Source organism: Streptomyces sp. NPDC051219 (genome assembly GCF_040682335.1).
GTDB lineage: Bacteria > Actinomycetota > Actinomycetes > Streptomycetales > Streptomycetaceae > Streptomyces.
This window is the reverse complement of the sequence record NZ_JBFBAS010000028.1, coordinates 53852-78701: the sequence shown is the minus strand read 5'-3', so window position 1 is coordinate 78701 and position 24850 is coordinate 53852. Positions and strand designations below refer to the sequence as shown.

The window sequence follows — 24850 nt, the reverse complement described above, 5'->3', positions numbered from 1 at the left end:
AGCCGTGTGCGGGAGAACCGCACGCACGGTTCGATGCGGCGGGGGCTGGAAACGGGGCGGACGTACTCCGCAACCGCGCCAGCCCCCGACCCTACATGAAAGGGGCTGTCCGACGGGTGGTCAGGTAAGCGAAAAGTGCCTCTGACCAGCTCGCGCACCCTCGTACGCATCGTCACGCGGTCCGTCACCGCTTCGCCTTCCGCCGGGCCTTGAAGGCGGCGTGCTCGGCGCGGCTGCAGAGCGCGAAGAACAACCACGACCGCCGGCCGAAGATCAATTCCATCCCGACGCGCTTAGGGGCACTCGCCCTCGAGCCGGCGGTGGATCCACATCACAGTCACGATCACCGGAGGCGAGCACACCCGCCACGTCCCAAGCGTCCACCGCCCCGCGTCCCAGAACCGCATCCCCCGCGTCATCGGCCTGCCCCCGCCGGCTCGATGGTGGAGCGCCGCACGCCCTCCGGGTCCAGCACGTATAGCCGCCCGTCGGGGTACAGCACCTCCACCTCTCCGGGGAGCTGCGGGCGGCGCACCTTCCACCCGTTCTCGTACGACTCCCGCGGGTGGTCCTCGAACCAGGAGTTGCACACGGTGCACACCAACAGCAGGTTGTGCGACTGGTTGATCCACTCCTCCTGAGCGCCGCCCATTCCGCGGTTCACCCGGTGGTGGATCGTCAGACCGTGCCCGGCGGCGCAGCGCACGCACTGCCCGCCGTCCCGGGAGTGGACGAGCTGGCGGACGACTTCAGTCGGGCCTGTACGACGTCGAGCCACGGCGAAGGTTCTCCATCCTGCCCCGGGCGCCGGGCCGCTCGAGTGGCGGCCCTGAGTGCTGCGCTCGGGGCGAGGACGGGACTGTGTGCCGCAGCCGCGGCTTGCGTCGCGCCCTGGTCACCAACAGAGCGCACGGCCAGCGGCCATCCGACAAGGTGCCATCACCCTGGGAACCTCGGAATCAATTGACGACGGGACCGGAGCCGCCGCCCGAATCGCCGTTCAAGCCGCCATAGTCGAGGTCATCGCTGAGTCCGGGGCCCTCATCAGCGGGTTCGGAACCCTGCTCAGGGTCTGGCTCAGGACGCGGTGCGGGTTCGGAACCCTGCTCAGGGTCTGGCTCAGGACGCGGTGCGGGTTCGGAACCCTGCTCAGGCTCATCTGGCTCAGGACCGGTGGGAAGCTTGCCGTCGTCGCCGCCGTTGCCTGTGTGAGGGGCTACGTCGCCGCCTGTGACGCCGCCGTCGCCGGGGCCGGGCTTTTTGTAGCAGGGGTTGTTGCGCTCGTCGGTCAGGATCCACTGGCATCTGTCGGGGATCTTGGGGTCCCGGCTCGCTGGGGCGGCGGATGCGGTCGTGGACAGGGAGGCTCCTCCTGCAGCCAAGGCGGTCGCAGCCATGAGGAGGACGAAGCGTCGGCTCCTTGTGATGGTCATGAGAGCGGGTTCCTTAACGTTCAAAGAGGTTGGATGGAGGAGTGGGCAAGCGGCCTGTCGGCCTTGTTGTGCCGTTGTCCGTGACTCCAGTGAGCCCCGGGCCGGCAGCCCGGGTCACGGCACGGAAAGTCGGGACTTGACAGTCCGGCGGGACATCCCATCACCCCTCGGGTAGCGACTCCTCGCCGCACCCGCAGGTGAACGGACCGCACCGCAACGCGGGGACGGGCGCGGGGAATCGGGCGCGGATGCGGGCCCGGGCGGAGCCGGGGCCAGTGGCCACACCGAGGATGTCCTCAGCGAAGCCGCGCGGGGTGTCGGCCCACAGGGCGTAGGGCGTGCCGGTGCGCAGGTACGACAGCACCAGGACGTCGATCAGCTCGTCGTCGGCGAGGCGGGCGATGGTGGCCCGGCGCGCCGGTGCGGGCGTTGCGGCCAGGTGCTCGAGCTGCTCGAGGCGGACGGTCCAGTCGGGGACGGCCGATGTCCGCGTGCACAGGCCGGAGCCGACGATGTTCCGGGCGCGGACGGCAAGAGCTGCAGTCCGGGTGAGGGGCGTTTGCGGCAGTCGAGAGCATGGCCGCGGACCGTAGGGACGGGTCCGGCTTGCGTCGCGTGCTGCCGATGCCTGGAGGTGACGTGACGCGGCACTGGGGACCTACGCCGCGTCACGTCACCTGCCCCAGTGGGTCAGGCGGTGCGCTGCTCGGCGATCGCCCGCTCGAGGGCGTCGAGGATCGTCACGATGTCGTCGACCTTCACGTACGAGATCCCGAGCGAGGGCAGTGCCGTCGTCGTGAACGTTGACCTCGTACTCGGCGTACGTCGACTCGTCCTCGTAGTGGTAGGTGCCGGGCACGGCCGCGGCGAACCCCTCCCTGTCAGACTCTCGTGAGACATGAGGACAATCGAGTCTTCTGTTGTTAGTGGGGCGAGAACAGGATCTTTCGAGCGTGACGCTGAGCAGTGCCGACCTTGAGGCCGGTGTGGCCGATGATGGGGCCGTGGGCAAGAAGAAGCGCGGTCCCCGCGCGGGCGGGCCGAAGCGGCGGTCCTTCACCGCGGAGTACAAGCTTCGGACCGTGGAGGAGTACGAGCGGCTGACCGAGCCCGGGGCGAAGGGCGCGCTGCTGCGCCGGGAGGGGCTGTACCACTCACACATCATCGACTGGCGGACCGCCCGGGACGCCGGAGCGCTGGGCGCGCTGGCCGCCAAACCGTCCGGACCAGCGGGAAGGACGGCGGCCGAGAAGGAGGCCGAGCGGCTGCGGGCGGAGAACGAGCGGCTGGCCGCCGAGCTCGCCAAGTCCCAGAAGGCGCTGGCCATCCTGGGAAAAGCACACGAGCTCTTGGAACTGCTCTCCGAGAGCGAGGGCTCCGAGTCCAAGCGGACGAAGTGATCACCGAGGCGTTCGCCGTACTGGAGCCGGTCATCGGGATCAAGCCGGCCTGCGAGCTGACCGGCCGCTCGCGGGCCACCGTCTACCGGCAGCGCAGCCCCAAGCCCTCAGTGGCCGGGCCGCGTCGGACGCTGACGGCGCACCCGGCGGCCCTGTCCGAGCTGGAGCGGGCACGGGTGCTGAGCGTGCTGCGCTCGCAGCGGTTCGTGGACAAGTCCCCGGCACAGATCTGGGCCACCCTGCTGGATGAGGGCACCTACCTGTGCTCGATCTCGACGATGTACCGGCTGCTGCGCGAACACGGCGAGGTCCGCGAACGCCGCGCGCAGGCCACCCACCCGCCCAGAACGAAGCCCGAACTGGTGGCCACCGGACCGAGCCAGGTGTGGACCTGGGACGCCACCAAGCTCAAGGGACCTGACCGCGGGGTGTACTACGACCTGTTCGTGATGCTCGACATCTACTCCCGCAAGGCCGTGCACTGGATGGTCGTGCCGCGTGAATCTGCTGCGCTGGCACGGGAGTTCATCGAGGACGCCTTCCGTGTCAATGGCGGCGTCGTCCCTGACGTGGTGCATGCCGACCGGGGCACCTCCATGACCTCCAAGCCGGTCGCCCAGCTGCTGACCGACCTGAACATCGTCCGCTCGCACTCCAGACCTCGGGTCTCGAACGACAATCCGTACTCGGAAGCGAACTTCAAAACTCTGAAGTACTGCCCGGTCTTCCCCGACCGGTTCGGCTCGCTGGCCGATGCCCGCGCCTTCTGCCGGCGGTTTTTCACCTACTACAACACCGTCCACCGGCACTCCGGCATCGGACTGCACACCCCCGCTTCCGTCCACGACGGCACCGCGGTGACCGTCCGTGCCCAGCGCGCCGCGGTGCTGGCCGACGCTTACGCCACCAACCCCCACCGATTCCGCCGGCCCCCGGCCCCGCCCCACCTGCCCAAGGCAGCCTGGATCAACGAACCCACGAAAGAGGAAGCCCAGGAAGAACCAGCAGCCTGATGTGTCTCACCAGATTTGACAGGCTCCGGCGCGCCAACGAGCGCGCTCGGAATGGTGTCCGTGCACGACCACAAGCGCAATCGCCGCGCACTGGTGCTCTGCGCGGGCAGCATGGCACGGGTGCCCGCGGTTGATGCCACCGCGTATCAGGACGAGTTGCCCGAGACCGCCGCAGGAGCCCCGGTGCCCGAGCCGATCGCCCTCTTCTGACGGCCTTGGGACTGGTGGGCTCGCATGTTGGTCTTCGAGGAGATACGCGCGGTAGCGCCCGGGGCATGCCCCGGGCGCTACCGCGCGTATCTCCTCGAAAGACCTTGCCGAACCGATGCGAAGCCCTAAGCCTTTGTGGTGCGGTTATGCGGCGCTGTCCGACTTGGGTGGTGGGACGAGCATCCGCAAAGCCCTGTCGAGCATGCTGACTTCGTCGTTTATGGTGCGCCCTGCGTCCTTCTTGCCCTCTGCGAGCTGTCGTGTGAGGTGCAGCACCAGGCCGATGTTGAACTTGTCCTGGTTGTAGAGCAGGATCTCGGCGTTCTGATCGCGGGGGATGGTCGGCGGGAGGTGACCGATGCGGTGGGCGGCGAGTTGCTGCTCGATGGCCGCGGCGACCCGCGCTCCCGTCTGCTTCTTGCCGGTGAGGGTGCGGAGCTCGCGCACCTGCCACCGGAGGAACCCGCCGTGTACCGCGATGAGGTGAGGGAGGTTCTCCCAGGCTGTGGCCGTCATTCGCTGTCCTTCTGCAGGGTCTTGATGATGGCGGTGAAGAAGGTTTCAACCAGGTCGTGCGGCATCTGGTAGCCCTGAACTCGGCCGAAGCCGGGGCCCCGAGGCTCGATCGGCGGCCGCATTCCCTCCGGCCACCAGCCCTTGCGCACTCCCCGCTCGAGTGCCTGCTTCAGCGGCGCACTGTGGCCTCGGAGGCTGCTGTCGTCGCTGTCGCGCAGCTCGTCGGCGGATACGAAGCCGTCGTTGGACACGAAGCAGCCGTCTCGGACGGCCGCCTCACGGAGGATGCGTTGGGCGCGGGCCGGCACCGCGGCGTAAAAGCGCTGGGCGCGCTCCACGGTCCACTCGGTGTCGAAGGTGACGCTCGCGGCGTGCTTCGCCAGGAGCTCGAGCACGTCTTTGCGGAACTCGTCGGTGGGTTCCTTGACCGTGAGCGTGATCTCCATGTGCTGTCCTCCCTTACATCAGACGCGTATGAATGCGAACTGACGAGGCCTCACACTACCCGCGCCCCCCTTGTCTGTCAGCCCTTTGATCACCTTCGAGTGAACGAGATATGTGTTACCTCCGGTAGCCGACAACAAATGTTGTTGTCGGTAATCTAGGCTCCATCAGATTCCGTCAGAAGTGTCGGCCGACACGGCAGACTTCAGTAGCGCACGGAAGATTTCAGTCGGTCCTTCAGTACCGCACCGAACGCTTCAGTACGCAGACGCGTTGAGCAGGGCGCCCTGGACGTACAGTCCGTGGCTCAGAGGGAGAGACAGTGAGGACCGACAATCAATCAGCCTGGGGGTGGAATGGGTAACAGAGATCCGTTCGATGGGGTGCCCTACGACAGAGTGTCCCTTGTCCGACGCATTGTTGAGCGCCCTGACGTCACCTTCCGCCCCGTCCGCAACGGGATCGACTACCTTCTGAGCGCAGTGGAGCACTTGACGGCTCGCAGGGATCGCGACCTCTTTCCTGCCGACCGCGACCTCAAGTACGGAGTCCTGCACCTCCACGCCGCGACAGAGGTCCTGCTCAAGGCGCGGCTTGAGGTAGAACACTGGAGCCTCGTCTTCGCCGACCCCGGGAAGGCGACCCTCGCCAACTTTCAGGCCGGCAGCTTCAACAGCACGACGGTGGACGGCGCCATCGCCCGGCTGCGCGACATCGCGCAGGTCGAGATCAGCGACAAGACCCGACAGGCGATCAAGCGGTTGGGGGATACACGCAACGCGTTCACGCACTACGGCCACTCGGTGCCCGCGCTCGTGGTGGAATCCCGTTCGGCCGAAGTGCTGGCCTTCTTGATCGAGTTCATTGAGGAGGAGCTGCACGTTCCTACCGATGACTTCGACGAGGAGTTCGACACCTCCATGCGGCGTATCCGGGCCGTCCTGGGCAACATCGATTCCCTTGTCGCAGATCGCATGCGGGACGTCGACGCGGAGCTCAAGGGCGAACTCCTAGGAAACACCATTATGTGCCCGGCCTGTCGGCAGTTCGCTGTACTCGTGGGCAGTGAACCGCAGTGCCGCTTCTGCCTGCAGGCCTGGCTGCCCCGAGACCTGGCCTCTGAGTACGTCGTGCTGGTCACAGGCCCAGACGACGGACAAGTCATCCCGTGCGAGGACTGTGCGTCGGGAAATCGGAGGGTGGGCGACGAGCGCACGCTGGTCTTCCACGTGGCCACCGCGGACAACCCGCAGGATGACGGGAAAGCGCTGTGCTTCAAGTGCGGCACCAAGTACATGAGGCGCAAGAGGGTCGTCTACGACCATGCCAGCGACGCCTTTTCGGAGCATGCCCCGACCGAACGAACCCCCGATGAGCAGCACTGACCGGCCTACCCAGGCCACGAGTCCGGCGAGTCTGCGGTGCGCACTGTCAGAGCTGCACGCTGAAGTCTTTCGTACGCCCGACCGCCCGCCAGTCACCGCACGGAAGATTTCAGTGCCCAGGTCAGGGCACCGGCGACTGAAATCTGTGATGAGGACCGACAAGAAGAGGACCAGTTGACAAACCAAGCAGCTCCGGGGCAACGCCTCACGCAGCTCCGCGACCACGTCCAGGCGGAAGCGCTCGCGGCCTACCGGGAAGTCGGCTTCGACTCCACCCTGCAACGGGAGGGAGACCAGTGAGCGCCGGACACGTCACCACCCGCGCGCGCGCCTTCGCCGCCCTCGCGGCTCTCCCCTTGGCCGTTGCCCTCCTCACCGGCTGCGGAGAGAGCGAGCCCACACCGGTCGACGACACCGAGGACACCAGCAGCGTCCTCGACGACCCTGCACCCGCCGAGGATGAGCCGATCGAGCAGACCGAAGACCCGGAGGTGGCCGAATTCCTCCTGAACGCCGGAATCGACGACGTAATGCTCAAGCGGGTCGCGAACGTCGCCGAGACCAACAACTACGCCGCCGCTATCCCCATGACCCCCGACGGCGTGCAGATGCTGGCCCTCCGCCTGGTGGACGTCTGCCGGGAGATCGCAGCCGGTGACTGGACCTACGAGGGCCACGAGGCCGACGACATCAGTAATGGCGGCACCCCGGCCCAGGCCGGCGCCATGCGCCGCTTCATGGAAGGCACCTTCTGCCCCGCCGTGAAGCCCGAGAAGTGAGGACGCCGGGCCGAACGCCCCCTGCGGTGGCTCGGAGTCGGCCCCGACCCACTGACCACAAGGAAGGCCTCATGAGTGACAGGGACGGAAGCAGCATGACGGAGATGGACGCCGCGAACAGGGACCACGAGACGAGCGTGCGCCTGGCCAGGTTCGTCGCTGCTCGACTGAAGGAAGCGCGCGGCACCATCGGCCCCGCTCGAACGATCAATGAAGGCCTCGGTGACCTGGTCACTGCTTTCACGACGATCCTGCCGCACGTACGGAACGCAGGCCCCGAATACTCGCCGGGTGTAGTCGACGGTCTTCGCAATGGCCTTGCCTACGTGGCGGCCCGCTTCTGCGACCATCCCGACTTCGAGGAGCTGTTTCGTCCCCAGGCACCCGCCACTGTTTCGGAGTGGCCGCAGTGACCGGCTCCGAGGTCTCCGACGGCACCATGCCCTGCCCCGTGCCAAGCCCCGACACCGGGAACCCCTGCACCAAGGGAATCCCGCCAGGCTGGACCGCCGACGAGGGGCACGGCGGCGGCCACTTCTGGCAGGACCCCGTCATCACAAAAGCCCTTGTCGCGGGCGCGCACTACGACGCCGCCCGCGCCCTCACCGGACTGTCGACGAAGTGGCACATGGCCGCCGACTGCACGCCCGACTGCTGGAAGTGGGGGCTGCGATGAGCTTTCTCATGCGCTCCAACGACCTTCCCCTGCTCGTGCCGCCGGGCTGGGCCGAGGTACGGGAGCCCGCGGGATGAGCCTGCGCGACGCGGACGAGATCGTCGACGCGGAGCTGGTCGAGCCCGGTGCAGTCGTGCCCGCGCCCTCGACACCGGCCGCGCGGCCTCGCGTTGATCAGCACACCGTGCTACGCCCGGGCCAGGAGATTCCGACCACCGCCGACCGGGGGCCGAGCTACACGGAGCGGGACCTCTACATCTCCGAGGAGACCGCGAAGGCCCTCGACGAGGTGAGCGCGGAGAACTCGCCGCCGCGGCGGACGGCCATGCGCGGCTTCGAGGCGTGGTGTGCGAAGGAGGGGCGCGTGGCGGTGCCGTGCACGACGGCCACCTACACGGAGTACGGCCGGTACCTCATGGACCGGGGTCTGAAGGTCTCCACCATCCGCAACTACATGAGCCTGATTCGCACGTCGATGCCCGAGGGCCAACAGCCGGACAACACGCTGTTCCTCCGGCTCCTGCAGGTCTACCGGCGAACCCACAAGCGGGCGTCCCGCGTGAAGCAGGCCTTTCCGATCACGATGCCGTACCTGGTGCCGATGATGCTCAAGGCCGAGGAGGATGAGCGGCCGATCGGCTGGCGCGACGCCGTCATGTTCGCCTTCGGGTACCGCTTCCTCGGCCGCAGCATCGAGGACGTCGACCTGGACATCGAGGACCTGACCATCACAGACGACCGGATCGTCGTGTGGCTGGTGAAGGACAAGACGCACCAGAACGAGGAACAGACAGTCACACTCCACGATCGGCCGGACCTCAACCTGGTACCGCGAATGCGGCGGTGGCTCGGCTATCTCGCCTCCCTCGGCGTGACCACCGGCCCCGTCTTCCGGCACCTGCAGAAGGATGGCCAGCTCGGGTCCCGGGTCCTCGCCACCAGGCGCGGCGACTACCTGCGCGGGCACACGGTCAACGAGCGCGTGAAGCTTTGGTTCACGGCGGCCGGGCTCGTCACCGACGGGCGACCGGTGTCCTCGCACAGCCTTCGCGCCGGCGGCGCCACCGATCTGGGCTTGGCGGACGCCACGGACCAGGAGATCGCCGAGGCCGGACGCTGGCGCCCCGACTCGCCGATTCCCCGCAAGGTCTACGTCCGCCCGGCGAAGGACGCGAAGAGAGACCCCTTCAGCAGGGTGCCGGTGTACGGGACCGACCCGGGCGGCGAATGACAGCTGCATCGGGAGCTGCCAGGTACCACTGCCGGATTCCCTCGGGTTCTGCGACCATTTTCTCATGGTCGACAGCAGGGATCGTTCGGCGCTGCGCACACTGGTCGGCGAGGTCGTCGCACGCCTTAGCGGCCTGACGCACGCCACGCTTAACCCGGCCTTCGAACAGCTGGGCATGCCACCGGTCCCTGAGGACGCCTGGACCAAGCGCGAGCGCGTTGACCTGAGTTTCCGTCAGGTACCCGACTCTGAACTGCCACAGGTTACGCGACGCATCTTGGAACAGAACCACGTCTATGTGAGTCCGTCGATCCGCTATCAGCTGGAGGACCTGCTGTGGGAAGAGGACACACCGCCCGAGATACCCAAGAGGGCCCGACGTGAGCTGGCGCGCGCCCTCGACCTGTCGGAGCTCGCCCAGCACCACGACCGCTTCCTGCAGCTACTTGACCGCTTCTGGATCACCGAGGAGCAGGGCCTCGGCCTCGAGCATCTGCTGAACGGGATGCGGCCGGTGACATTGAGAGACCGCATCGAGCGGCACGTCTTCCGCAACCCCGGAGACTGGTCAGCAGAAGACCTTTTCGAGAACCTCGGCATGTTCAAGGCTGGGGACGCCAGGTTCGCCTGCTTCCTGGAGGGCCTGGTATCAGCGGACGTCCTCCTTGATGAGAACCTCCAGGAGACGACCGTCAGCACGATCAACGGTCATCTCCTTGCTGCCGGAATCGAGTTGAGACAGACCGGCAGTGATGGCGGCTATCCCCTGTTCACCATGGTGTCGGCGCGGCTGCACGGCAACCGGCGGCCGAAGAACATCATCTTTGCCTCCTTACGCAAACCGGACATCCGCTTCCGATCCTCGGTAGACAACGACATCGAAATCGTCGGAGGGCACCCGGACGACACCCTCGTATATGACCGGGAGATCCCCGCCGCGGGCCTACGCTGGCGTGATCTGCATGCCTGGTGGCAGGACACCCGCAAGATCAGCAGTGAGACCGCAGCTAGGGCGGATCTCTACGAACGACTCCTCAAGAGCCTGCCGGCCAACTCGCCTGGCCAGAAGAACCTCTTCAGGGCCTACCACACGGCTCTCCCGCCTTCCGTGGATGATCCCGCTCTCCTGCCTGAAGTGTGGCTGCACTGGGACCACAAGACCGTTCAAGACCGCGGCCCCGAGGCGCTGCTGCGCTCCCGTATGGACTTCCTCCTGCTGCTGCCTCACGGACAGCGCGTCGTCCTGGAGGTCGACGGATCGCAGCACTACACCCGCGACCGCGGCCGTACTCCGGACACTGCCAAGTACGCGGAGATGGTTGCCGCCGACCGCGACCTCAAGCTCAGGGGGTACGAGGTGTTCCGCTTCGGCCACGACGAGCTGAAGCGCCTTGATGATGCCCAAGCCCTTCTGCTGCAGTTCCTCCCGGACATGTTTCGCCACTTCAGGGTGAGCAGCTGACGCCCTCGGTAGCAGCCCTCCACAGTCAGATGGGTGATCGGTCAGGTGTCGTCGCCCGTCATGCAGTGGTGACCGGCGCCGCAACGGAAGAATGGTGAAGCCCAACGATCGGGTTTCGGTTTGGGCTTCCATTTCTTATCGGAGGATGAAGCGCCATGGCTTCGCAGGATGTGGCCGATCTCGGTGGACAGGACGAGTTCATCGAATTTCCGGTCGGAGCGCCGATTCAACTACCCGCCGGGTTCCCACCATTGCCGATGAACATCTACTCCGAGTGGGGATTCAAGCTGAAGACACTGTCAGAGGAGGGCTGTGCGGACGTCAAGGTCTGGACCGCTGCGACGGAAGACGACTACCGGACCATGGTGGCGAGGATGCAGAACGTTCGCCCCGAGGATGTCGACCCCACTCATATTCACGGGCCCCATGGTAAACGCTGTAACTTGTGGAACGGCGCCTGCGCAGGCAGGTGTGATGTGGATGCGCTGAAATGCAGGCCCAAGATCAGCATCCGGGATGGCATGGCCAGCTGCGTATGTCGCTGATGTGCAACATCCCGCGAGTTCGCCGTGCCCCTCGGTTCCTCGGCATGGGGCCTGACCAGGCACCTCGTCGCCCTCGGCCCGAAGGTTCATCATGATCTATGCGGACCCATCTCTCCCGTCTGCCTGGCTGACCTGCGGCAACGGGAGACGGAAGCCAGAACGAACCCGCGGGATGTCGCATACGTGCGCCAGGTCGGCGAGCACCCGACGCTGAGTAGGTGGAAGCGTTCGTGCCCGTTGCCCTGGCCAAGGCCGTGCCGCGGCTCCCGCAGGGGCCGAGCTGGCGCCCCCGGCAGAACCGGAGAAGCCCGAGCCCCTCGACCTGTCACACACCTGGGTCGTGGCCGCCGAAGTCGAGGTGACACCCCGGATCGCGGGCATGGCCTATCCCGGCTGGCATCGCCACGTGACGCTGTCCATGGCCGTCCATGCCTGCCTGACTGTCCTGCGGGCCCGCGAACTCGATACGGAGAAAGCAGAAACGGATCCTCCCAGCTCATCCACCTCAGCCTCGCCGAGATCAGACGCCTGATCACTCGCCTCACCCACCGGCAGCCCCCGCCTGTCGACCACATCCTGCACTGGTCGACATGGCGACGCAGCGACAACACCAAGCCCGCGTCAGCCACCACAAACGACGAGGACACAGCCCATAACACCTGCCCACCAGTCAGAACAAACACCGTTGCAGTTGCAGTACTAGGGCTGGCTCTACCTCGCCTCGTGGCTGGACCTGGCCACGAGGCGAGATCATCGGGTCCTCGATGGCCGACCACCACCGCGCTGAACTCGTCGTCGACGCCCTGGACATGGCCGCCCGGCTGGGCCGCCTGGAACCCGGCTGCGTGATCCACAGCGACCGCGGATCCGAATACACTTCCGGACAACTCCGCGACAGGATAAGCAAGTTGGGACACCGGCAGAGCATGGGCCGGACCGGGAGCTGCTTCGACAACGCCGCCGCGGAGAGCTTCTGGGCCGTACTCAAAGAGGAGATCGGCACCCGCTTCTGGCCCGACCGGGCCAGCGCCCGCGCCGACATCTTCGACTTCATCGAGACCTTCTACAACAGACGCCGCCTGCGCAAGCACATCCACTGGGGCTACCTCACGCCCCACGAAACACGCCTGCGCTACCGGCAAGACCAAGCCCTCGCGGCGTAACAACAACGTGCCCAAGATCACGGGGAAACTTCAGGGACACGGGGCAAGTTGGGCGGGGATCTCACACTCAGCCGGTTGCGTGAGCAGAGGCCGAGCTCGGATCCGGCCGCCGCTGTCGAGGCGTGGTCGGAGAAGCCGGGCCAGAAGTTGGTTGCGAAACCACACTGATGTTCCATGTGAACTGCCCAAACAGACTGGGCCCTTGGAGGATCTTTGCGTAACGTATGGGAACGGACTGGCCACTTGTGGCGGCTGGGGTAGCGACGGGGTCATCACGGTGCGCAGCGTGCCGTAGGTCGACAGACACCGTCGAATGACGCACGGGGAGGCGCAGTGGCACTGTCGGCACGATCGGGTCCAGCACGACTTCGCGAACGGAATGAGAACCGGTTCGCAACTCTGTTTTTCGTGGCATGCGCGCTCACGGCCGTGTCCGCGTGCAGTTCCGACGATTCAGCGAACGCGCCCAAGGCATCCCAGACCGTGTCGGCTAGCGAGCAGTCAAAGCCAGCGGACCCCACCGAGACTGCCAAGGCCGATGCTATCGACACCTATATGCGGTACTGGCAGGAGATGGAGCACGTCTACGCGACCGCCAAGGTCGAAGGCACAGACATCAAGAAGTACGCGGCGGGCCCCGCACTCAGCCGAACCGACGTGGACACCAAGAGAATGCATCAGTCCGGACGCCTTTTCACCGGAGGCGTTACCGTCGGCAATCCAACCGTGACTAAGACCGAACTCGGTCGGAAGGTCCCCAACGTCACGATCTCCAGCTGTCTGGATGTTTCACGTTGGAAGGTGATCGACCGTGCCACCAAGAAGCCGGTGGCTCTGCCCACGAAACGCCTGACGAAGTACGTCACTGTGTCCACAGTCGAGCGGTGGTCAGACGGCTGGAAGGTCATCAAGGACGAGCCTCAGACTGGCCAGGCATGCTGACGCTTCCGCGCGCGATGACGCCCGCTCTCGTAGGCAGCTTCCTCGCGTTCACCGGGCTGGCAAACGCGGAAGGACCGGGTACCGGCGTCCAGGGGTGCGAGAACGACTTCGTCTGTGTGGACGCTGGTGTGGACGGAAAACCGAGCGGATCCGGAGGGGACCAGCAGACCGGTAACACCGGCAGTGAAAGTGGTGGGGTCCCGTCGGCCTGTACCTACAAGAAGATGGATCCTCAGCCAGACGCTGGCAGCCTGTTGTGGGAGGGACACGAGCCAGGCGACGGTGCCGTGTACGAACGCCACTGCGCCTCCGGCGACCAGATAACGGTTGGCGCCGTTTGGGCGGCCGAGCCGCCCGCAGCCGCAGCCATCGACCCTGCCGTTCTGGCCCAGCAGGCGATCGACAAGATGCTGCTCCGCGGACCGGACATCGGTATCACACCGAAGCCGGGCGGCAAGGGAGTGGTCGGCATGCCGGTGTACCTGTGGACAGAGAAGGGCGCCGAGACCTACGGTCCGAACACCGCTGCCGCGTCGGCCGGCGGCATGACTGTGACCGCCACCGCCAAGGTCAGCAAGATCGTATGGGCGATGGGCGACGGGAAGACGGTCACCTGCACTACCGCCGGGACCCCCTACAACGCTTCGTACGGCAAGAAGCCCTCACCGGACTGCGGCCACCGCTACAACGTCCCATCTTCGACGACCTCGTCCGGGAAGTTCCACGTCACCGCGACTTCCACCTGGACCATCGACTGGCAGGTGACCGGAGGCGGCCAGACCGGCCAGCTCATCGAAGTCCGCGACAGCGCCGTGGACATCACCGTCGCCGAGGTCCAGGTCCTCAACTAGCTCCGAGCCGCCCAGCACTTCGAGAGGCACACCACCGCATGGAAACCCCCGCGCCGCCGGTGCCGCGCCCGGCCGCTCCGGCACGCCCCGAGGTCCCCATCACCACCACCGCGCCGGTCAAGCGGGAGCGCCGCTGGTCGGTCGCCGCGCTGTGCATCGTCCTGGCCGTCCTCGCCGGCCTCGGCGCGGCCGCGGCCGTCACCTCGGCCAGCGACCGCACCAAGGTCCTGGCCATCGCCCGCGACGTCCCGGCCGGCCAGGCGCTGACCACGGCAGATCTGACCGTCGCCGAGGTGAGTGCCGACGCTGCCCTCACCCCCGTGCCCGCGTCGCAGAAGGCGTCCATGGCCGGCAAGCGGCCGGCCGTCGATCTGCGCAAGGGAGGCCTGCTCACCACGTCCCAGCTCGCCGAGGGCACCGGCCTGGGCGACGACAGACAGCAGGTCGGCGTGCAGGTCAAGCGCGGTCAGGCCCCGGCCGGCACTCTCGCACCCGGTGACGAGGTCCTCGCCGTCACCACGCCCGCCCAGGGCGAGCAGCAGTCCAGCAAGGAAGCCGAGGTGCCGCCGTCGACCATAAGCGCCGTCGTCGTCACTGTCTCCCGTCCGGACGCCTCCGGGAACGTTGTGGTCAACCTCGCCGTCTCCTCGACGGATGGCCCGCTGCTGGCCACGCGCGCCGCGCAGGGCCGCATCGCCATCGTGCGCGAACCGCGGAGCTGACCTATGCCCGTTACCGCACTCGTCTCCGCGAAGTCCTGCGGCGTCACCACCGCCGCCCTCGCCCTCACCCTCGCCTCGAAGCGGCCCAGCCTGCTCGCTGAGTGCGATCCGGCCGGCGGCACCATAAGGGCCGGCTTTCTTCAGGGCGAAGTCGGCGCCGGCTTCGGCCTTTACCACTTGGCGGCCGCCGAGCGCACGGGCCCGGATGTCCTCGCCCAGGCCTTCGCGTCACACCTGTGGTCGATGGATGAGGCCGGTCACCGCAAGCTGCTGCCCGGGCTGACCGATCCCGCCCAGGCTGCCGCGCTGGGCCGGACCTGGCCGGCCCTGTCGGAGGTCATGCATGTCCTGGCTGACGAGGCCGGCTATGACGTGTTCGTCGACGCCGGCCGTCTCGCGCTCGAGTCCGGCCGGCTGCACACCACGCTGACTCCGGCGCCGCTGCTCCACCAGGCGGACCTGGTCCTGCTCGTCGTCCGCGGTACTTGGCAGTCCCTGACTCTCGCCCGGCACGTCATCGACCCGCTGCGTACCGAGCTGGCCGAACGCGGCAGCGGTTCGGACGCGCTCGGGCTGCTGCTCATCGAGGACGGCCCCTACCGCGCCCACCAGGTCGCCGAGGCCCTGGGGACCCCCGTCCTGGCCGCCCTGCCCTTCGACCCCGGCACCGCGGATTACTTCACCAACGGCGGCCGGCCGCCCCGCGGCTACGGCCGCAGCCCTCTGCTGCGCCATGCCCGCACCGCCACCGAGCAGTTCGAAGCGGCCGCGTCCCGCCGGCACATCCAGCAGAAGTACCCGGCCCGGCCCGCCAACCCGCAGCTGGCCGGCGTGCTGCAGCGCCTGAGCGAGAGGGGAGGATCCCGTGGCTGACACCCACCAGCGCCCCGGTCTCAACGGGCAGCCGGCCCCGATGGGCCGCGAGGACATCGCCGGACTGCTCACTGGACGCATCGGCCAGGGCCGTCCGGCCGCCCCCGCACCGGCCGCCCCCGCGACGCCGGGCGTTCCCGCCGCCGTCCCGGCCGGCGTGAGCGGTGCCGCGGACATCCCGCGGCTGGCCGGTCTTCCGGGTGAGATCCCGGTCGGCTGGGACGTGATCGAGGACCTGCAGGCGCTGGTCTCGAAGCAGCTCAGCACCGAGGACCCTGACAAGCTCCTGGAAGAGGCCGACCGCCGGGCACTCGCCAAGCGCCTGGTGCGCAACGCCGTGGCGGACTGGGCCACGAAGTACGCCCAGGGCAACACCCCGCTCACGGCCGAGCAGGAAGCGGCGATCGGTACCGCCGTGTTCGACTCCATGTACCGGGGCGGGCGGCTGCAGTCGCTGCTCGACCAGGACGGCGTCGAGGACGTGATGGTCGACGGGCTGCGTGCCCACGTCGAGTATCACGACCGGCCCCGGCAGACGATCGAGAAGGTTGCCGACAGCCACGAAGAGCTCATCAGCTGGGTCAACCGCATGGCCCGCCTGTCCGGCCACGGCGAGCGCGCCCTGACCCAGGCCACCCCCATGGTCGGCTTCCGCATGCCCGACGGCTCCCGCGTCACCGCATCCCTGCTCACCACCCGCCCCTCGGTGGTCATCCGGCGCCACCGCATCCGGCAGCACGGCATCGCCGAACTGGTCCAGTGGGGCTCCATCAACCCCATGCTGGAGCGGTTCCTGACCGCCTGCGTCCACGCCAAGATGAACATCCTGGTCGTCGGCGACATGGGTGCCGGCAAGACGTCGCTGCTGCGCGCGCTCGGGCGGGAGATCCCGCCCTCGGAGCGTCTGGTCACCCTCGAATCGGACCGCGAGCTCTACCTGGACGAGCCCGGCCCGAAGCCCGGTCCGGTGACGTACGCGTTCGAGGCGCGGCAGTCCAACGGTGAGGTCCGCGGCGGCAACGCTGCTGGCGAGGTCACCATCTCTGACATGTTCGCCACCGCGCTGCGCTACAACGCCACCCGCGTCATCGTCGGCGAGGTCCGCTCCACTGAGATCGTGCCGATGCTGCAAGCCATGTCCGCCGGCGGCTCCGGCTCCATGTGCACCCTGCACGTCCGCCGACCGCACGCCATCATCAGCCGCCTGGTTCAGCTGTGCACCGAGGCCGGAATGCAGACCGAGGCCGCCCACCACCTGATCGCCTCATCCATCGACGTCGTCGTCTACCTGACCTATCTGGACGAGACCGCGATCGGCGGCCAGAAGCACCGGTTCGTCTCTCACATGTACGAGGTCCACGACGTCGTCGGCGAAGGCGGCCGCCCGGTCACCACCGAGCTCTTCGCTCCGCAGGCCGGGGAGATGCGCGCCGTCTACAAGAACATGCCCACCTTCATCGACGACCTGGAGCTCACCGGCCTGCTGCGACGCGAGTGGCTCACCGACAATCCCTTCGGCGCCTGGATGGGGCCCCTCACGACGGTGAGGGCTACCCGGTGAACACCTCCCAGCTCGCCCTCGTCGCGGCCTGCTGCGCCGTCCTCGCCGTCATCGCGGCCGTGGGCGCCGTACGGGAGATCCGCGGCCGCGTCCCCGACCCGACCAAGCCGAAGTCCCGCCTCACCGGCCGGATCCAGCGCGCCAAGGCAGAGCTGCCGGAGAAGTGGCAGCGCCGCTGGCGCCCCCTGGTCACCACCGCCGGCATCGTCACGCTCGTGGTGTGGGCCTGGACCGGCTGGCCCGTCCACGGCATCCTCGCCGGCGCCGCGGTCCTAGGCCTGCCCTACGTCCTCAACCCCGGCACCGCCGCCACCCAGCGCATCGAACGTCTCGAAGCGCTCGGGCAGTGGCTCAACCACCTCGCCGGCGTCCACCAGGCCGGAATCAGCCTGCCGCAGACCATGCGGGCCTCCGCCAAGGCAGCCCCCACGCCGATCGCGCCGAACGTGCGGGTGCTCGCGGACCGGCTGCGCTCCGGCATGGAAGCCGAGGACGCCTTCGCGCTGTTCGCCGACGAGCTCGCCGACGGCGTGAGCGACCACGTCGTGCTGCTGTTCCAGTCTCACGCCGTCTACAAGGGCCCCGGTCTTTCGGACACGCTGGAGGCCTTGGCGGTCACGATCCACCAGCAGGCCGCCGACGCCCGCGACATCGAGGCCGACCGCGCCAAGGTCCGCAAGAGCTCCCGCATGGTCTCCGTGGTCATCTGCGTGGTCGTCGTCGGATGCATGCTCAACGACGCCTGGAGCGGCTGGTACCAGTCACCGCTCGGGCAGATCGTGTTGGCCGTTCTCGGCGGCCTGTTCGCGTACACGCTGCGCTGGCTGCGGAAGATCGCGCGGACCCAGCCCGACCCGCGCCTCATCGACCCGCTGCCTGCGAACGCAACTCTCACCATGACGGGAGGCCCCCGATGATCCCGCTGGAGGCCGTAGTGCCCGCAGCCGCCGCCGGCGCCCTGATTGGCCTGGCCGTCCGCGCCGCCATGCCCGCCCGGCGCGACCTCGCCTCCGTGCTGGATCGCCTGGACGTCGCGAAGACCAGCGGGCCCCTCCTACCGTCGGCGGCCCCCAAGACCACCGGCACGCTGCCCGAGCGCGTCGGCACGCGCCTGCTGGGCGAGCTCGGCGGCCGCATCACGCTGCCCACCAAGGACCTGAACCTGCTGAGCATCAGCCCGGCCGAACACCTCGGCAAGAGGTTCCTGTTCGCTCTGTACGGACTGCTGCTCCCGCAGCTGCTCCAGGCCCTGCTCGCCCTGGCCGGCAGCCCACTGCCGTTCGCACTTCCGACGCTCGTCTCCCTGGCCATGGCCGGCCTGTTCTGGTTCTGGCCCGGCAAGGAAGTCGCCCGGGACGCGGCCGCGGCCCGCCTGATCGTGCGGCACGCCGCCGCGTCCTACCTGGAGCGCGTCGCGCTCGCACGTATCGCCAACTCCGGCGCTGCGCAGGCCCTGACCCAGACCGCTGAGGTCGGGGACGGCTTCATCTTCGTCCGCATGCGGCAGGTCTTCCACCAGGCCGACCTCGCCGGCGTCACCGTGTGGGACGCGCTCAAGCAGCTCGGCGACGAGCTCGACATCCCCGAGCTGACCCGCCCGGCCGACACCCTCGCCCTCGCCGGCGACGGCGCCGCCGTCTACACCACCCTCCAGGCCCAGGCCCGCCAGTTGCGAATCGCGCTGCTGTCGGATGCCAAGGCCCAGGCCAACGCGGCGAGCGCCGCGATGATCCTGCCGGTCACCGCCGGCGTCATCCTCATGCTCGTCTTCGTGATGATCCCCATCACGATCACCATCCTCGGAAGCTGAACCAAAGGGGGAACCTATCCATGGACATCCAGACCCTGACCGTGTGGATCCGCGGCCGCTACGAAGCGCTCAAGGCCGGCAAGGACGCCGGACAGACCTCGACGGAGCTGGCCCTCATCGCCGGCGCGCTGCTCGTCGGCGCCGGCCTGCTGGTACTCGCCATCCGCACCAAGCTCATGGAGAAGATCGGCATCATCAACGGCGGGTAATCAGCTGCTGCCAACGACCGCGAGGGGAGGACATAGGCGTGAGATCACGGATGCTGAGGGGCTTGCGACGCTTCATCCGTCGTCGCCAGCTGCGAGGTGACCGTGGCTTCGGCAGCGTGGAGTTCGCGGTCCTGGCCGTCGTCGTGCTCGCGCTGATCTTCACCGCCATCCAGGTCGGTCTGTACTACCACGCCCGCAAGGTCGCCCAGTCCGCCGCCCGCCAGGGTGCCGAGGCCGGGCGGCAGTTCGGCGCCAGCGAAGGCGACGGCGTCGCTCAGGCGCAGACGTTCCTCGCTCGCTTCGGAGGAAGCGTCCAGGGGGCGAGCGTGTCGTCGGCCGGCAGCACCGCAGAGGAGATCCGCATCACCGTGCGCGGCAGCGTCGCCACCCTGGTCCCCGGCCTGACGCTGGACGTCGTCCAGCACGCCGACGCTCCGATCGAACGATGGACCAACCCATGAGGGCCCCAACCTACGGACAGCGCCTCGCGCGGGGGCTGCGCCGCGACCGGGGCTCTTACTCGCTGGAGACAGCGATCCTCGCACCGGTGATGATCGGGCTGCTCCTGCTGATGATCGCGTTCGGGCGGGTGACGGACGCCGACGGTGCCGTGGACTCCGCAGCCCGTGCGGCGGCCCGTGCTGCCTCCCTCGAAAGGGACGCCGGCAGCGCCCAGGCCGAGGCGCAGGCCGCCGCCAACCGCAGCCTGCAGGGCGAGGGCATCACCTGCCAGGCCTCCAGCGTCGTGGTCGACACCTCCGGCTACGCGCTCGACATCGGCGTGGAGGCGAACGTGACCGCGACAATCGCGTGCACGGCAAACCTGTCCGACATCGGGCTGCCGGGACTGCCCGGCGCCAAGACGCTCACCGCGTCGTGGACCAGCCCGATCGACACCTACCGAGGCCGCTCGTGAACACCTTCGTTCACCGCATCGTGGCGCGGCGGCGTGCGGCTTTGGCCGGACGCCGCCGCGACCGCGGTTCCATGTCGCTGTTCTTCGCGCTGTCGTCGCTGGCGATCCTGATGGTGATGGGTCTGCTCGTCGACGGCGGAGGCGCCTTGAACGCGGCCAACCGGGCCACCTCCATCGCGCAGGAGGCGGCCCGCACCGCCGGCCAGCAGCTCGACCCCGCCCAGGCGATCGAAGGCACCGCCATCACGATCGACCCTGACGCCGCCGTCGGGGCTGCCCAGGACTACCTCGCCGCCGCTAACGTCCAGGGCAGCGTGGAGATCACCGACGGCGGGCAGAGCCTCACCGTCACCGTGCACGACAGCTACGACACCTACTTCGCGCAGTTCGTCGGTGCCGGGACGATCAGCGTGACCGGCACCGCGAAAGCACAACTGCAGACCCAAGCCGCTGGAGGCTGAGCCGACCATGGCCCATCGCACCCCCGCCCCGCTGCGCGCCATTGGCGTGCTGCTGCGGGCCCTGTTCGGCCTCGCCGTCCTGGCCGCCCTGATCGCAGGCGTCCCGTACCTGCTGCTGGCCGTGGGCCACCAGCCGACCGAACTGGCCGGTGGCATCAACCTCTTGGAGCAGGACGACGGGTCGCTGTTCCTGGTTGTGCTGACCTGCATCGGCTGGGCAGGCTGGGCCGCCTTCACCTTCTCCGCAATTGTGGAGATCGTTGCCCTGCTGCGCCGGCGTTCCGCACCCAAGATCAAGGGCATCGGCGGCCTGCAGTCGCTCGCCAGCTTCCTCATCGGCGGCATCGTGCTGCTCGCCCCCACCGCAGCGTCCGCAGCCACCACGGGGCCGGCCGTTGCTGCAACCACCGTGCACACCGTGGGGGAGAGCGGTACCAGCGCAACGCCGAGCGCCAAGGCCTCCGCGCGGCTGGCCGACGAAGCCGACTGGCCTCAGCACACCGTCGCCTCCGCCACCGAGCTGCCGTGGGACCTGGCGGAGGAGTATCTCGGCGACGGCAAGCGCTGGAAGGACATCGCCGCGCTGAACCCCGAGATGCCGCAGCTGGCGGCAGGGGACCAGTACCTGCCCAAGGGCGCCGTCATCAAGCTGCCGGCCGACGCCCGGCCCGTCGCCCCGGCCACCAGCCCCGCCCCCGAGGCGAGCAGCAGTCCGCAGACCAAGGCCCCCGTGCAGCAGACCGGCGGGCAGCAGCGCACCGAGGAGCAGGCCCAGGACAGGAGCGGCAGCGACTCCACCGCTGGCGAGGACGAAGCAGAGCGGCCGGCCAGCGTCACGGTCCGCGCGGGCGACAGCCTCTGGACGATCGCCGACGCACACGGAGACCCGGAGGACTGGCCGGCCATCTACGAGGCCAACCAGGGCGAACCCGCCCCGGGCGGCGGACGCTTCAACAACCCCAACCTGATCTTCCCGGGCCAGGAGCTGGACCTGCCCCAGGCCGATACGGACGCGTCGCCCGCAGACCAGGACACGGCCGACCCGAAGACGCCCGAGAGTCCCCAGGACAAGCAGGACGAGAAGCCGGCGCCCGAGACGACTCCGGAGAAGGACGCCGACAGGGACGCGGAGGCCGGCAAGCCGACCCCGCCAGCCGCGACCCCCACGCCCTCCCGTACCGCACAGCCCGCCCCAAGCACCGCCGCCCCCGCGCCCAGCGAGGACAGCAACCGCACCCAGGTGCCCGCCGCACAGTCCAGCAGCGACACCGCCCTGGCACCGGCTGCCGTATGGGCCGGCGCCGGAGCCCTGGCGGCCGCGCTCGTCGGCACCCTGGCGACCCGCCGGATCCTGCAGCAACGTCGCCGCCGGCCCGGCCTCCGCATCCCCATGCCCGCCGGCCGCGCGGCCGCAACCGAACAGGGCCTGCGCGCCGCCCAGCACCCCACCGGCTTCGACCTGCTCGGCACCGCCCTGCGCTCCCTCGCCCTCAACCTCGCCACCGCCGGCCGCGAACTGCCCGTCATCGAAGCGGTCGTCCTCCACGAAGCGAAGGTGGAACTCCACCTGGCCGAGGACACCCCGCCCATGAAGCCCTTCACCCAGACGGCCGGCCGTCAGGACCTATGGGTCTGCCCAGCCTCCAGTCCGGACCTGGCCGACGAAGAGCGGCTGAAGGACGCCGACGCCCCGTACCCGGCGCTGGTCTCGATCGGCTGGGACGGCACCGGCCACCTGGTCCTGGTCGACCTGGAGCACGTCGGCATCCTGAACCTGGCCGGCGACGACGACTTCGCCCGGCACGTCCTGCAGGCCATCGCGGTCGAGCTGGCCAGCACCCCGCTGCCCGGTCACCTCGAAGTCACCGCCCTGGACGACACCGCGCCGGGCCTGGATGCGGCCGCCCCCGAGCGGGTCGTCCGCATCGCCGACATCGCCGACGCCGCCGCCGAACTGGCCAGCCACACGGACGACCAACGCCGCGCCCTGGCCGCCGTCGGCGCCAACAGCTTGCGCGCCGCCCGCCTCATGGATGACGCCGCCGGCGCCTGGACACCGCACATCCTGCTTGCGGAGTCCCTGCCGGACGGCACCGACCGCACCGCGCTCTTCGACTCCCTCACCGAAGAACCCCGCGCTGCCGGCGCGGTCATCACGGCCAGCGCCCCAGCTGAGCTTCCGGCCACCGCGTGGACCCTCGAATGCCAGGGCCCGGACCACACCATCGCCCTGCCCGGCTTGAACCTCCCCGTCAAACTGCAAGGCCTGAGCGACGAACACTTCGCTGACGCCATCGAGCTGCTCGTCCTCGCGGCCAGCGACGCCGACGTCCCGGCCCCGGACTGGGCCCACGCCGCGGACGACCAGGACGACGACGAGTACGAGCAAGGCGAGCACGAGCAGGACGGGCCCGGGCGCGTCGACGACAGCGCCGGCAGCGCGGATGCTGCAGGAGCAGGGCCCGATGAAGAGGCCGAGCAAGTCGCCGACGAGGGCGCAGCGGACGAAGACGGACTGCCTGCGGAGTATGCCGAGCTCGAGCAGGATGCCGCCTCCGAGGACGACGAGCAGCTGCCCGGTACTGACGGCTTCGAAGAAGGCGCCGTCCCGGCCCCGGCGACCGACCTGGTCAAGCGCCAGGACGAGGACGAGGACGGGCCGGAGGGTGCCCCCGTTGGCCCTTCGCTCGCCGAGGTCCTGGCCGCCGACGACGAGGGCGACGCAGTCACAGCCGCCCCGAGGGCCAGCGACACGAAGGACGACGGCCCCCGACCCGCCTCCGGACCGGCGGACGTTGCGCTCGCCCTGACCAGCCCCTGTGCCACGCCTGCCGCGCCGGCCGTCCACGTCACCATCCCCGCACCGGCCTCCGCTGGCGACACCGACCCCGCCGCCGACGACGACCCGCCGGCACCGGTGGCAGCAGACACAGCCGCCGCCGGGCGGCCTGAGCCGGGGGCTGAAGCAGCCGCCGACGCAGGGCCGGCCGTCCTGCTGCTCGGGCCCATCAGCATCAAAGGCGCGAGCGGCCGGATCGACTCCAGCCGCCGCAGCGCCGGCATCGAGCTGGTCACCTTCCTTGCCCTCAACCCAGGCGTTGACCACCACGGCATCGACGACGCACTCTGGCCCGGACGCCTGGTCAACAAGCAGATGCGCAACGCCGTCATCAGCAGGACCCGCTCCTGGCTGGGCAAGGACGCCGACGGCCAAGCCCACCTGCCGCGCGTCCAGGACACCGGCGACAGCCGATACCGCCTCGGCCCCGCCGTCACCTGCGACTGGACCCGCTTCCAGCGCTTCGCCCGCACCGGCCTGGCCCGCCACGACGAGGACGGCGACCTCGCTCTGCGTCGCGCGCTCGCCCTGGTCCGCGGCCGGCCCTTCACCGGCATCGACCCCCAGCGCTACGCCTGGGCCGAGCCGGCCATCCAGGAGATGGTCTCCGCAGTCGTGGACGTCGCGTACGAGCTGTCCACCCGCCGCAGGGAAGCCGACGACATCCCCGGCGCCCTGTGGGCAGCCAAGCGAGGACTGCTCGCCGCCGAGGAAAGCGAGATGCTGCACCGCCAGATCTTCCTCGCCCACCACGGCGCTGGCGACATCGACGCCCTGCGCGAGGCCGCCGCCCGCCTCGCCCGCATCAACGAACAGCTCCTCGGCGGCGTCGACATGGAAGCCGAAACCGCCGAGCTCCTGCGGAACCTGCTGCCCCGCCCCGTGACCCGCGCCCGCTGACGGAAGGACTCCAGCGTGCCCACTTGGACGACTGAGCTGCACGACGGGCCAGCCCGCCTGCGCGCGGCTGGCCACCTGGTGCCGCTGGAGATTGCGGCTTCGCCCCGAGCCCGAACCCGCGGGCTACTGGGCCGAGACGGCATCGACGGAGCCATCCTGATCACGCCGTCCAGCAGCGTTCACACCCTGCGTATGCGCTTCGCCATCGACGTCGCATACCTGGACCGGCAGATGCGCGTCATCGACGTCCACACGATCAAGCCCAACCGCCTCGGCTTGCCCCGCTGGCGCGCCCGCCACGTCCTGGAAGCGGAAGCTGGTGCCCTGGTTCGCTGGGGCATCCACACCGGAGTGCAGCTGGCCATCGACCACTGATCATCAGCAGCGGGGGAGTAGATGAAGAACGCACGGGAGAAGCGTCCGAATGGTTGGGGCAGGCTCGTCTCCGCCGACGAGATCGGGCCCGTACCCGAGACGTTCAAGCGACCGCTGGCCTGCGAGTTCTGTGA

At 68.7% G+C, this 24850-nt stretch carries 31 protein-coding genes and 1 pseudogene; 27 read left to right on the top strand and 5 right to left on the bottom strand.

Going from position 1 to position 24850, the window contains the following annotated elements:
- Nucleotides 1–415 precede the first annotated feature (415 nt).
- From AB0M62_RS26615 to AB0M62_RS26605, 3 genes are all read right to left on the bottom strand, one after another.
- Entirely contained in the window at nt 416–778 is a 363-nt protein-coding gene (locus AB0M62_RS26615; protein WP_366076825.1) for a hypothetical protein, read from the bottom strand.
- Nucleotides 779–959: 181 nt separating this feature from the next.
- Nucleotides 960–1433, bottom strand: coding sequence for a hypothetical protein (locus AB0M62_RS26610; protein WP_366076824.1), 474 nt, complete (start codon nt 1431–1433; stop codon nt 960–962).
- Nucleotides 1434–1593: 160 nt separating this feature from the next.
- Nucleotides 1594–1797, bottom strand: coding sequence for a hypothetical protein (locus tag AB0M62_RS26605; RefSeq protein ID WP_366076823.1), 204 nt, complete (start codon nt 1795–1797; stop codon nt 1594–1596).
- A gap of 381 nt (nt 1798–2178) precedes the next feature.
- Between AB0M62_RS26605 and AB0M62_RS26600 the strand changes: the two genes are divergently transcribed.
- The 4 genes from AB0M62_RS26600 to AB0M62_RS26585 are packed head-to-tail and all read left to right on the top strand — an operon-like array spanning nt 2179 to nt 4056.
- Nucleotides 2179–2328, top strand: a complete 150-nt coding sequence (locus tag AB0M62_RS26600) for a hypothetical protein (protein ID WP_366076822.1) — start codon at nt 2179–2181, stop codon at nt 2326–2328.
- Nucleotides 2329–2386: 58 nt separating this feature from the next.
- Entirely contained in the window at nt 2387–2833 is a 447-nt protein-coding gene (locus AB0M62_RS26595) for a hypothetical protein (protein WP_366076821.1), read from the top strand.
- Entirely contained in the window at nt 2830–3846 is a 1017-nt protein-coding gene (locus tag AB0M62_RS26590; RefSeq protein ID WP_366076820.1) for an IS3 family transposase, read from the top strand. The genes AB0M62_RS26595 and AB0M62_RS26590 overlap by 4 nt, the downstream gene beginning before the upstream one ends.
- Nucleotides 3847–3906: 60 nt before the next feature.
- Entirely contained in the window at nt 3907–4056 is a 150-nt protein-coding gene (locus AB0M62_RS26585) for a hypothetical protein (RefSeq protein WP_366076819.1), read from the top strand.
- A 144-nt stretch (nt 4057–4200) separates the two neighbouring features.
- Here AB0M62_RS26585 and AB0M62_RS26580 read toward each other — a convergent pair whose 3' ends face one another.
- Nucleotides 4201–4572: a hypothetical protein gene (locus AB0M62_RS26580; protein ID WP_366076817.1), complete on the bottom strand. Its 372-nt coding sequence runs from the start codon at nt 4570–4572 to the stop codon at nt 4201–4203.
- On the bottom strand, nt 4569–5018 hold the full coding sequence (locus AB0M62_RS26575; protein ID WP_366076816.1) for a hypothetical protein: 450 nt from the start codon (nt 5016–5018) through the stop codon (nt 4569–4571). Before AB0M62_RS26575 ends, AB0M62_RS26580 begins: the two co-directional genes overlap by 4 nt.
- 489 nt (nt 5019–5507) lie before the next feature.
- On the opposite strand from AB0M62_RS26575, the gene AB0M62_RS26570 reads away from it, so the two are divergent.
- From AB0M62_RS26570 to AB0M62_RS26460, 23 genes and pseudogenes are all read left to right on the top strand, one after another.
- On the top strand, nt 5508–6401 hold the full coding sequence (locus tag AB0M62_RS26570; RefSeq protein WP_366076815.1) for a hypothetical protein: 894 nt from the start codon (nt 5508–5510) through the stop codon (nt 6399–6401).
- 174 nt (nt 6402–6575) lie between these two features.
- Nucleotides 6576–6701: a hypothetical protein gene (locus AB0M62_RS26565; RefSeq protein ID WP_366076814.1), complete on the top strand. Its 126-nt coding sequence runs from the start codon at nt 6576–6578 to the stop codon at nt 6699–6701.
- Nucleotides 6698–7180: a hypothetical protein gene (locus tag AB0M62_RS26560; RefSeq protein ID WP_366076813.1), complete on the top strand. Its 483-nt coding sequence runs from the start codon at nt 6698–6700 to the stop codon at nt 7178–7180. Before AB0M62_RS26565 ends, AB0M62_RS26560 begins: the two co-directional genes overlap by 4 nt.
- A gap of 95 nt (nt 7181–7275) precedes the next feature.
- Nucleotides 7276–7593 carry a hypothetical protein gene (locus AB0M62_RS26555; RefSeq protein ID WP_366076812.1) on the top strand — a complete coding sequence of 106 codons (318 nt, stop codon included), beginning with the start codon at nt 7276–7278 and terminating at the stop codon, nt 7591–7593.
- Nucleotides 7581–7856: a hypothetical protein gene (locus tag AB0M62_RS26550; protein ID WP_366076811.1), complete on the top strand. Its 276-nt coding sequence runs from the start codon at nt 7581–7583 to the stop codon at nt 7854–7856. Before AB0M62_RS26555 ends, AB0M62_RS26550 begins: the two co-directional genes overlap by 13 nt.
- Nucleotides 7857–7929: 73 nt before the next feature.
- Nucleotides 7930–9087: a tyrosine-type recombinase/integrase gene (locus tag AB0M62_RS26545; protein WP_366076810.1), complete on the top strand. Its 1158-nt coding sequence runs from the start codon at nt 7930–7932 to the stop codon at nt 9085–9087.
- A gap of 64 nt (nt 9088–9151) precedes the next feature.
- Complete coding sequence (locus tag AB0M62_RS26540; RefSeq protein WP_366076809.1) at nt 9152–10549, top strand: hypothetical protein; 1398 nt, start codon at nt 9152–9154, stop codon at nt 10547–10549.
- 155 nt (nt 10550–10704) lie between these two features.
- A complete protein-coding gene (locus AB0M62_RS26535) occupies nt 10705–11094 on the top strand; it encodes a hypothetical protein (protein WP_366076808.1) in 390 nt (129 codons plus the stop codon).
- Nucleotides 11095–11479: 385 nt separating this feature from the next.
- Nucleotides 11480–11626: pseudogene (locus tag AB0M62_RS26530) on the top strand (IS701 family transposase); the annotation flags it as partial.
- A 232-nt stretch (nt 11627–11858) separates the two neighbouring features.
- On the top strand, nt 11859–12257 hold the full coding sequence (locus AB0M62_RS26525; protein WP_366076807.1) for a DDE-type integrase/transposase/recombinase: 399 nt from the start codon (nt 11859–11861) through the stop codon (nt 12255–12257).
- Nucleotides 12258–12665: 408 nt separating this feature from the next.
- A complete protein-coding gene (locus AB0M62_RS26520; RefSeq protein WP_366076806.1) occupies nt 12666–13199 on the top strand; it encodes a hypothetical protein in 534 nt (177 codons plus the stop codon).
- Nucleotides 13193–14050 (top strand): ATP/GTP-binding protein, encoded by an 858-nt coding sequence (locus AB0M62_RS26515; RefSeq protein WP_366076805.1) that lies wholly within the window; start codon nt 13193–13195, stop codon nt 14048–14050. The genes AB0M62_RS26520 and AB0M62_RS26515 overlap by 7 nt, the downstream gene beginning before the upstream one ends.
- A gap of 38 nt (nt 14051–14088) precedes the next feature.
- Complete coding sequence (locus AB0M62_RS26510) at nt 14089–14772, top strand: SAF domain-containing protein (RefSeq protein WP_366076804.1); 684 nt, start codon at nt 14089–14091, stop codon at nt 14770–14772.
- Between the two features lie 3 nt (nt 14773–14775).
- Nucleotides 14776–15645 (top strand): hypothetical protein, encoded by an 870-nt coding sequence (locus AB0M62_RS26505; RefSeq protein WP_366076802.1) that lies wholly within the window; start codon nt 14776–14778, stop codon nt 15643–15645.
- A complete protein-coding gene (locus tag AB0M62_RS26500) occupies nt 15638–17206 on the top strand; it encodes a CpaF/VirB11 family protein (protein ID WP_366076801.1) in 1569 nt (522 codons plus the stop codon). The genes AB0M62_RS26505 and AB0M62_RS26500 overlap by 8 nt, the downstream gene beginning before the upstream one ends.
- Nucleotides 17203–18123 carry a type II secretion system F family protein gene (locus AB0M62_RS26495; RefSeq protein ID WP_366076800.1) on the top strand — a complete coding sequence of 307 codons (921 nt, stop codon included), beginning with the start codon at nt 17203–17205 and terminating at the stop codon, nt 18121–18123. The genes AB0M62_RS26500 and AB0M62_RS26495 overlap by 4 nt, the downstream gene beginning before the upstream one ends.
- Nucleotides 18120–19016 (top strand): type II secretion system F family protein, encoded by an 897-nt coding sequence (locus tag AB0M62_RS26490; protein ID WP_366076798.1) that lies wholly within the window; start codon nt 18120–18122, stop codon nt 19014–19016. The genes AB0M62_RS26495 and AB0M62_RS26490 overlap by 4 nt, the downstream gene beginning before the upstream one ends.
- A 20-nt stretch (nt 19017–19036) precedes the next feature.
- Nucleotides 19037–19225: a hypothetical protein gene (locus AB0M62_RS26485; RefSeq protein ID WP_366076797.1), complete on the top strand. Its 189-nt coding sequence runs from the start codon at nt 19037–19039 to the stop codon at nt 19223–19225.
- Between the two features lie 62 nt (nt 19226–19287).
- Entirely contained in the window at nt 19288–19686 is a 399-nt protein-coding gene (locus AB0M62_RS26480; RefSeq protein WP_366076796.1) for a TadE/TadG family type IV pilus assembly protein, read from the top strand.
- On the top strand, nt 19683–20141 hold the full coding sequence (locus AB0M62_RS26475) for a TadE/TadG family type IV pilus assembly protein (protein ID WP_366076795.1): 459 nt from the start codon (nt 19683–19685) through the stop codon (nt 20139–20141). Before AB0M62_RS26480 ends, AB0M62_RS26475 begins: the two co-directional genes overlap by 4 nt.
- Nucleotides 20102–20602 carry a pilus assembly protein TadG-related protein gene (locus AB0M62_RS26470; protein ID WP_366076794.1) on the top strand — a complete coding sequence of 167 codons (501 nt, stop codon included), beginning with the start codon at nt 20102–20104 and terminating at the stop codon, nt 20600–20602. The genes AB0M62_RS26475 and AB0M62_RS26470 overlap by 40 nt, the downstream gene beginning before the upstream one ends.
- Nucleotides 20603–20609: 7 nt before the next feature.
- Nucleotides 20610–24341, top strand: coding sequence for a LysM peptidoglycan-binding domain-containing protein (locus AB0M62_RS26465; RefSeq protein WP_366076793.1), 3732 nt, complete (start codon nt 20610–20612; stop codon nt 24339–24341).
- A gap of 36 nt (nt 24342–24377) precedes the next feature.
- On the top strand, nt 24378–24716 hold the full coding sequence (locus tag AB0M62_RS26460) for a DUF192 domain-containing protein (RefSeq protein ID WP_366076827.1): 339 nt from the start codon (nt 24378–24380) through the stop codon (nt 24714–24716).
- Nucleotides 24717–24850: the final 134 nt, after the last annotated feature.

Coding starts and splice junctions, on each gene's coding strand:
- AB0M62_RS26610 (WP_366076824.1), bottom strand. CDS start 1,433: ATGACCATCACAAGGAGCCGACGCTTCGTCCTCCTCATGGCTGCGACC.
- AB0M62_RS26600 (WP_366076822.1), top strand. CDS start 2,179: ATGTCGTCGACCTTCACGTACGAGATCCCGAGCGAGGGCAGTGCCGTC.
- AB0M62_RS26580 (WP_366076817.1), bottom strand. CDS start 4,572: ATGACGGCCACAGCCTGGGAGAACCTCCCTCACCTCATCGCGGTACAC.
- AB0M62_RS26575 (WP_366076816.1), bottom strand. CDS start 5,018: ATGGAGATCACGCTCACGGTCAAGGAACCCACCGACGAGTTCCGCAAA.
- AB0M62_RS26555 (WP_366076812.1), top strand. CDS start 7,276: ATGACGGAGATGGACGCCGCGAACAGGGACCACGAGACGAGCGTGCGC.
- AB0M62_RS26545 (WP_366076810.1), top strand. CDS start 7,930: ATGAGCCTGCGCGACGCGGACGAGATCGTCGACGCGGAGCTGGTCGAG.
- AB0M62_RS26540 (WP_366076809.1), top strand. CDS start 9,152: ATGGTCGACAGCAGGGATCGTTCGGCGCTGCGCACACTGGTCGGCGAG.
- AB0M62_RS26535 (WP_366076808.1), top strand. CDS start 10,705: ATGGCTTCGCAGGATGTGGCCGATCTCGGTGGACAGGACGAGTTCATC.
- AB0M62_RS26525 (WP_366076807.1), top strand. CDS start 11,859: ATGGCCGACCACCACCGCGCTGAACTCGTCGTCGACGCCCTGGACATG.
- AB0M62_RS26515 (WP_366076805.1), top strand. CDS start 13,193: ATGCTGACGCTTCCGCGCGCGATGACGCCCGCTCTCGTAGGCAGCTTC.
- AB0M62_RS26510 (WP_366076804.1), top strand. CDS start 14,089: ATGGAAACCCCCGCGCCGCCGGTGCCGCGCCCGGCCGCTCCGGCACGC.
- AB0M62_RS26505 (WP_366076802.1), top strand. CDS start 14,776: ATGCCCGTTACCGCACTCGTCTCCGCGAAGTCCTGCGGCGTCACCACC.
- AB0M62_RS26490 (WP_366076798.1), top strand. CDS start 18,120: ATGATCCCGCTGGAGGCCGTAGTGCCCGCAGCCGCCGCCGGCGCCCTG.
- AB0M62_RS26485 (WP_366076797.1), top strand. CDS start 19,037: ATGGACATCCAGACCCTGACCGTGTGGATCCGCGGCCGCTACGAAGCG.
- AB0M62_RS26475 (WP_366076795.1), top strand. CDS start 19,683: ATGAGGGCCCCAACCTACGGACAGCGCCTCGCGCGGGGGCTGCGCCGC.
- AB0M62_RS26465 (WP_366076793.1), top strand. CDS start 20,610: ATGGCCCATCGCACCCCCGCCCCGCTGCGCGCCATTGGCGTGCTGCTG.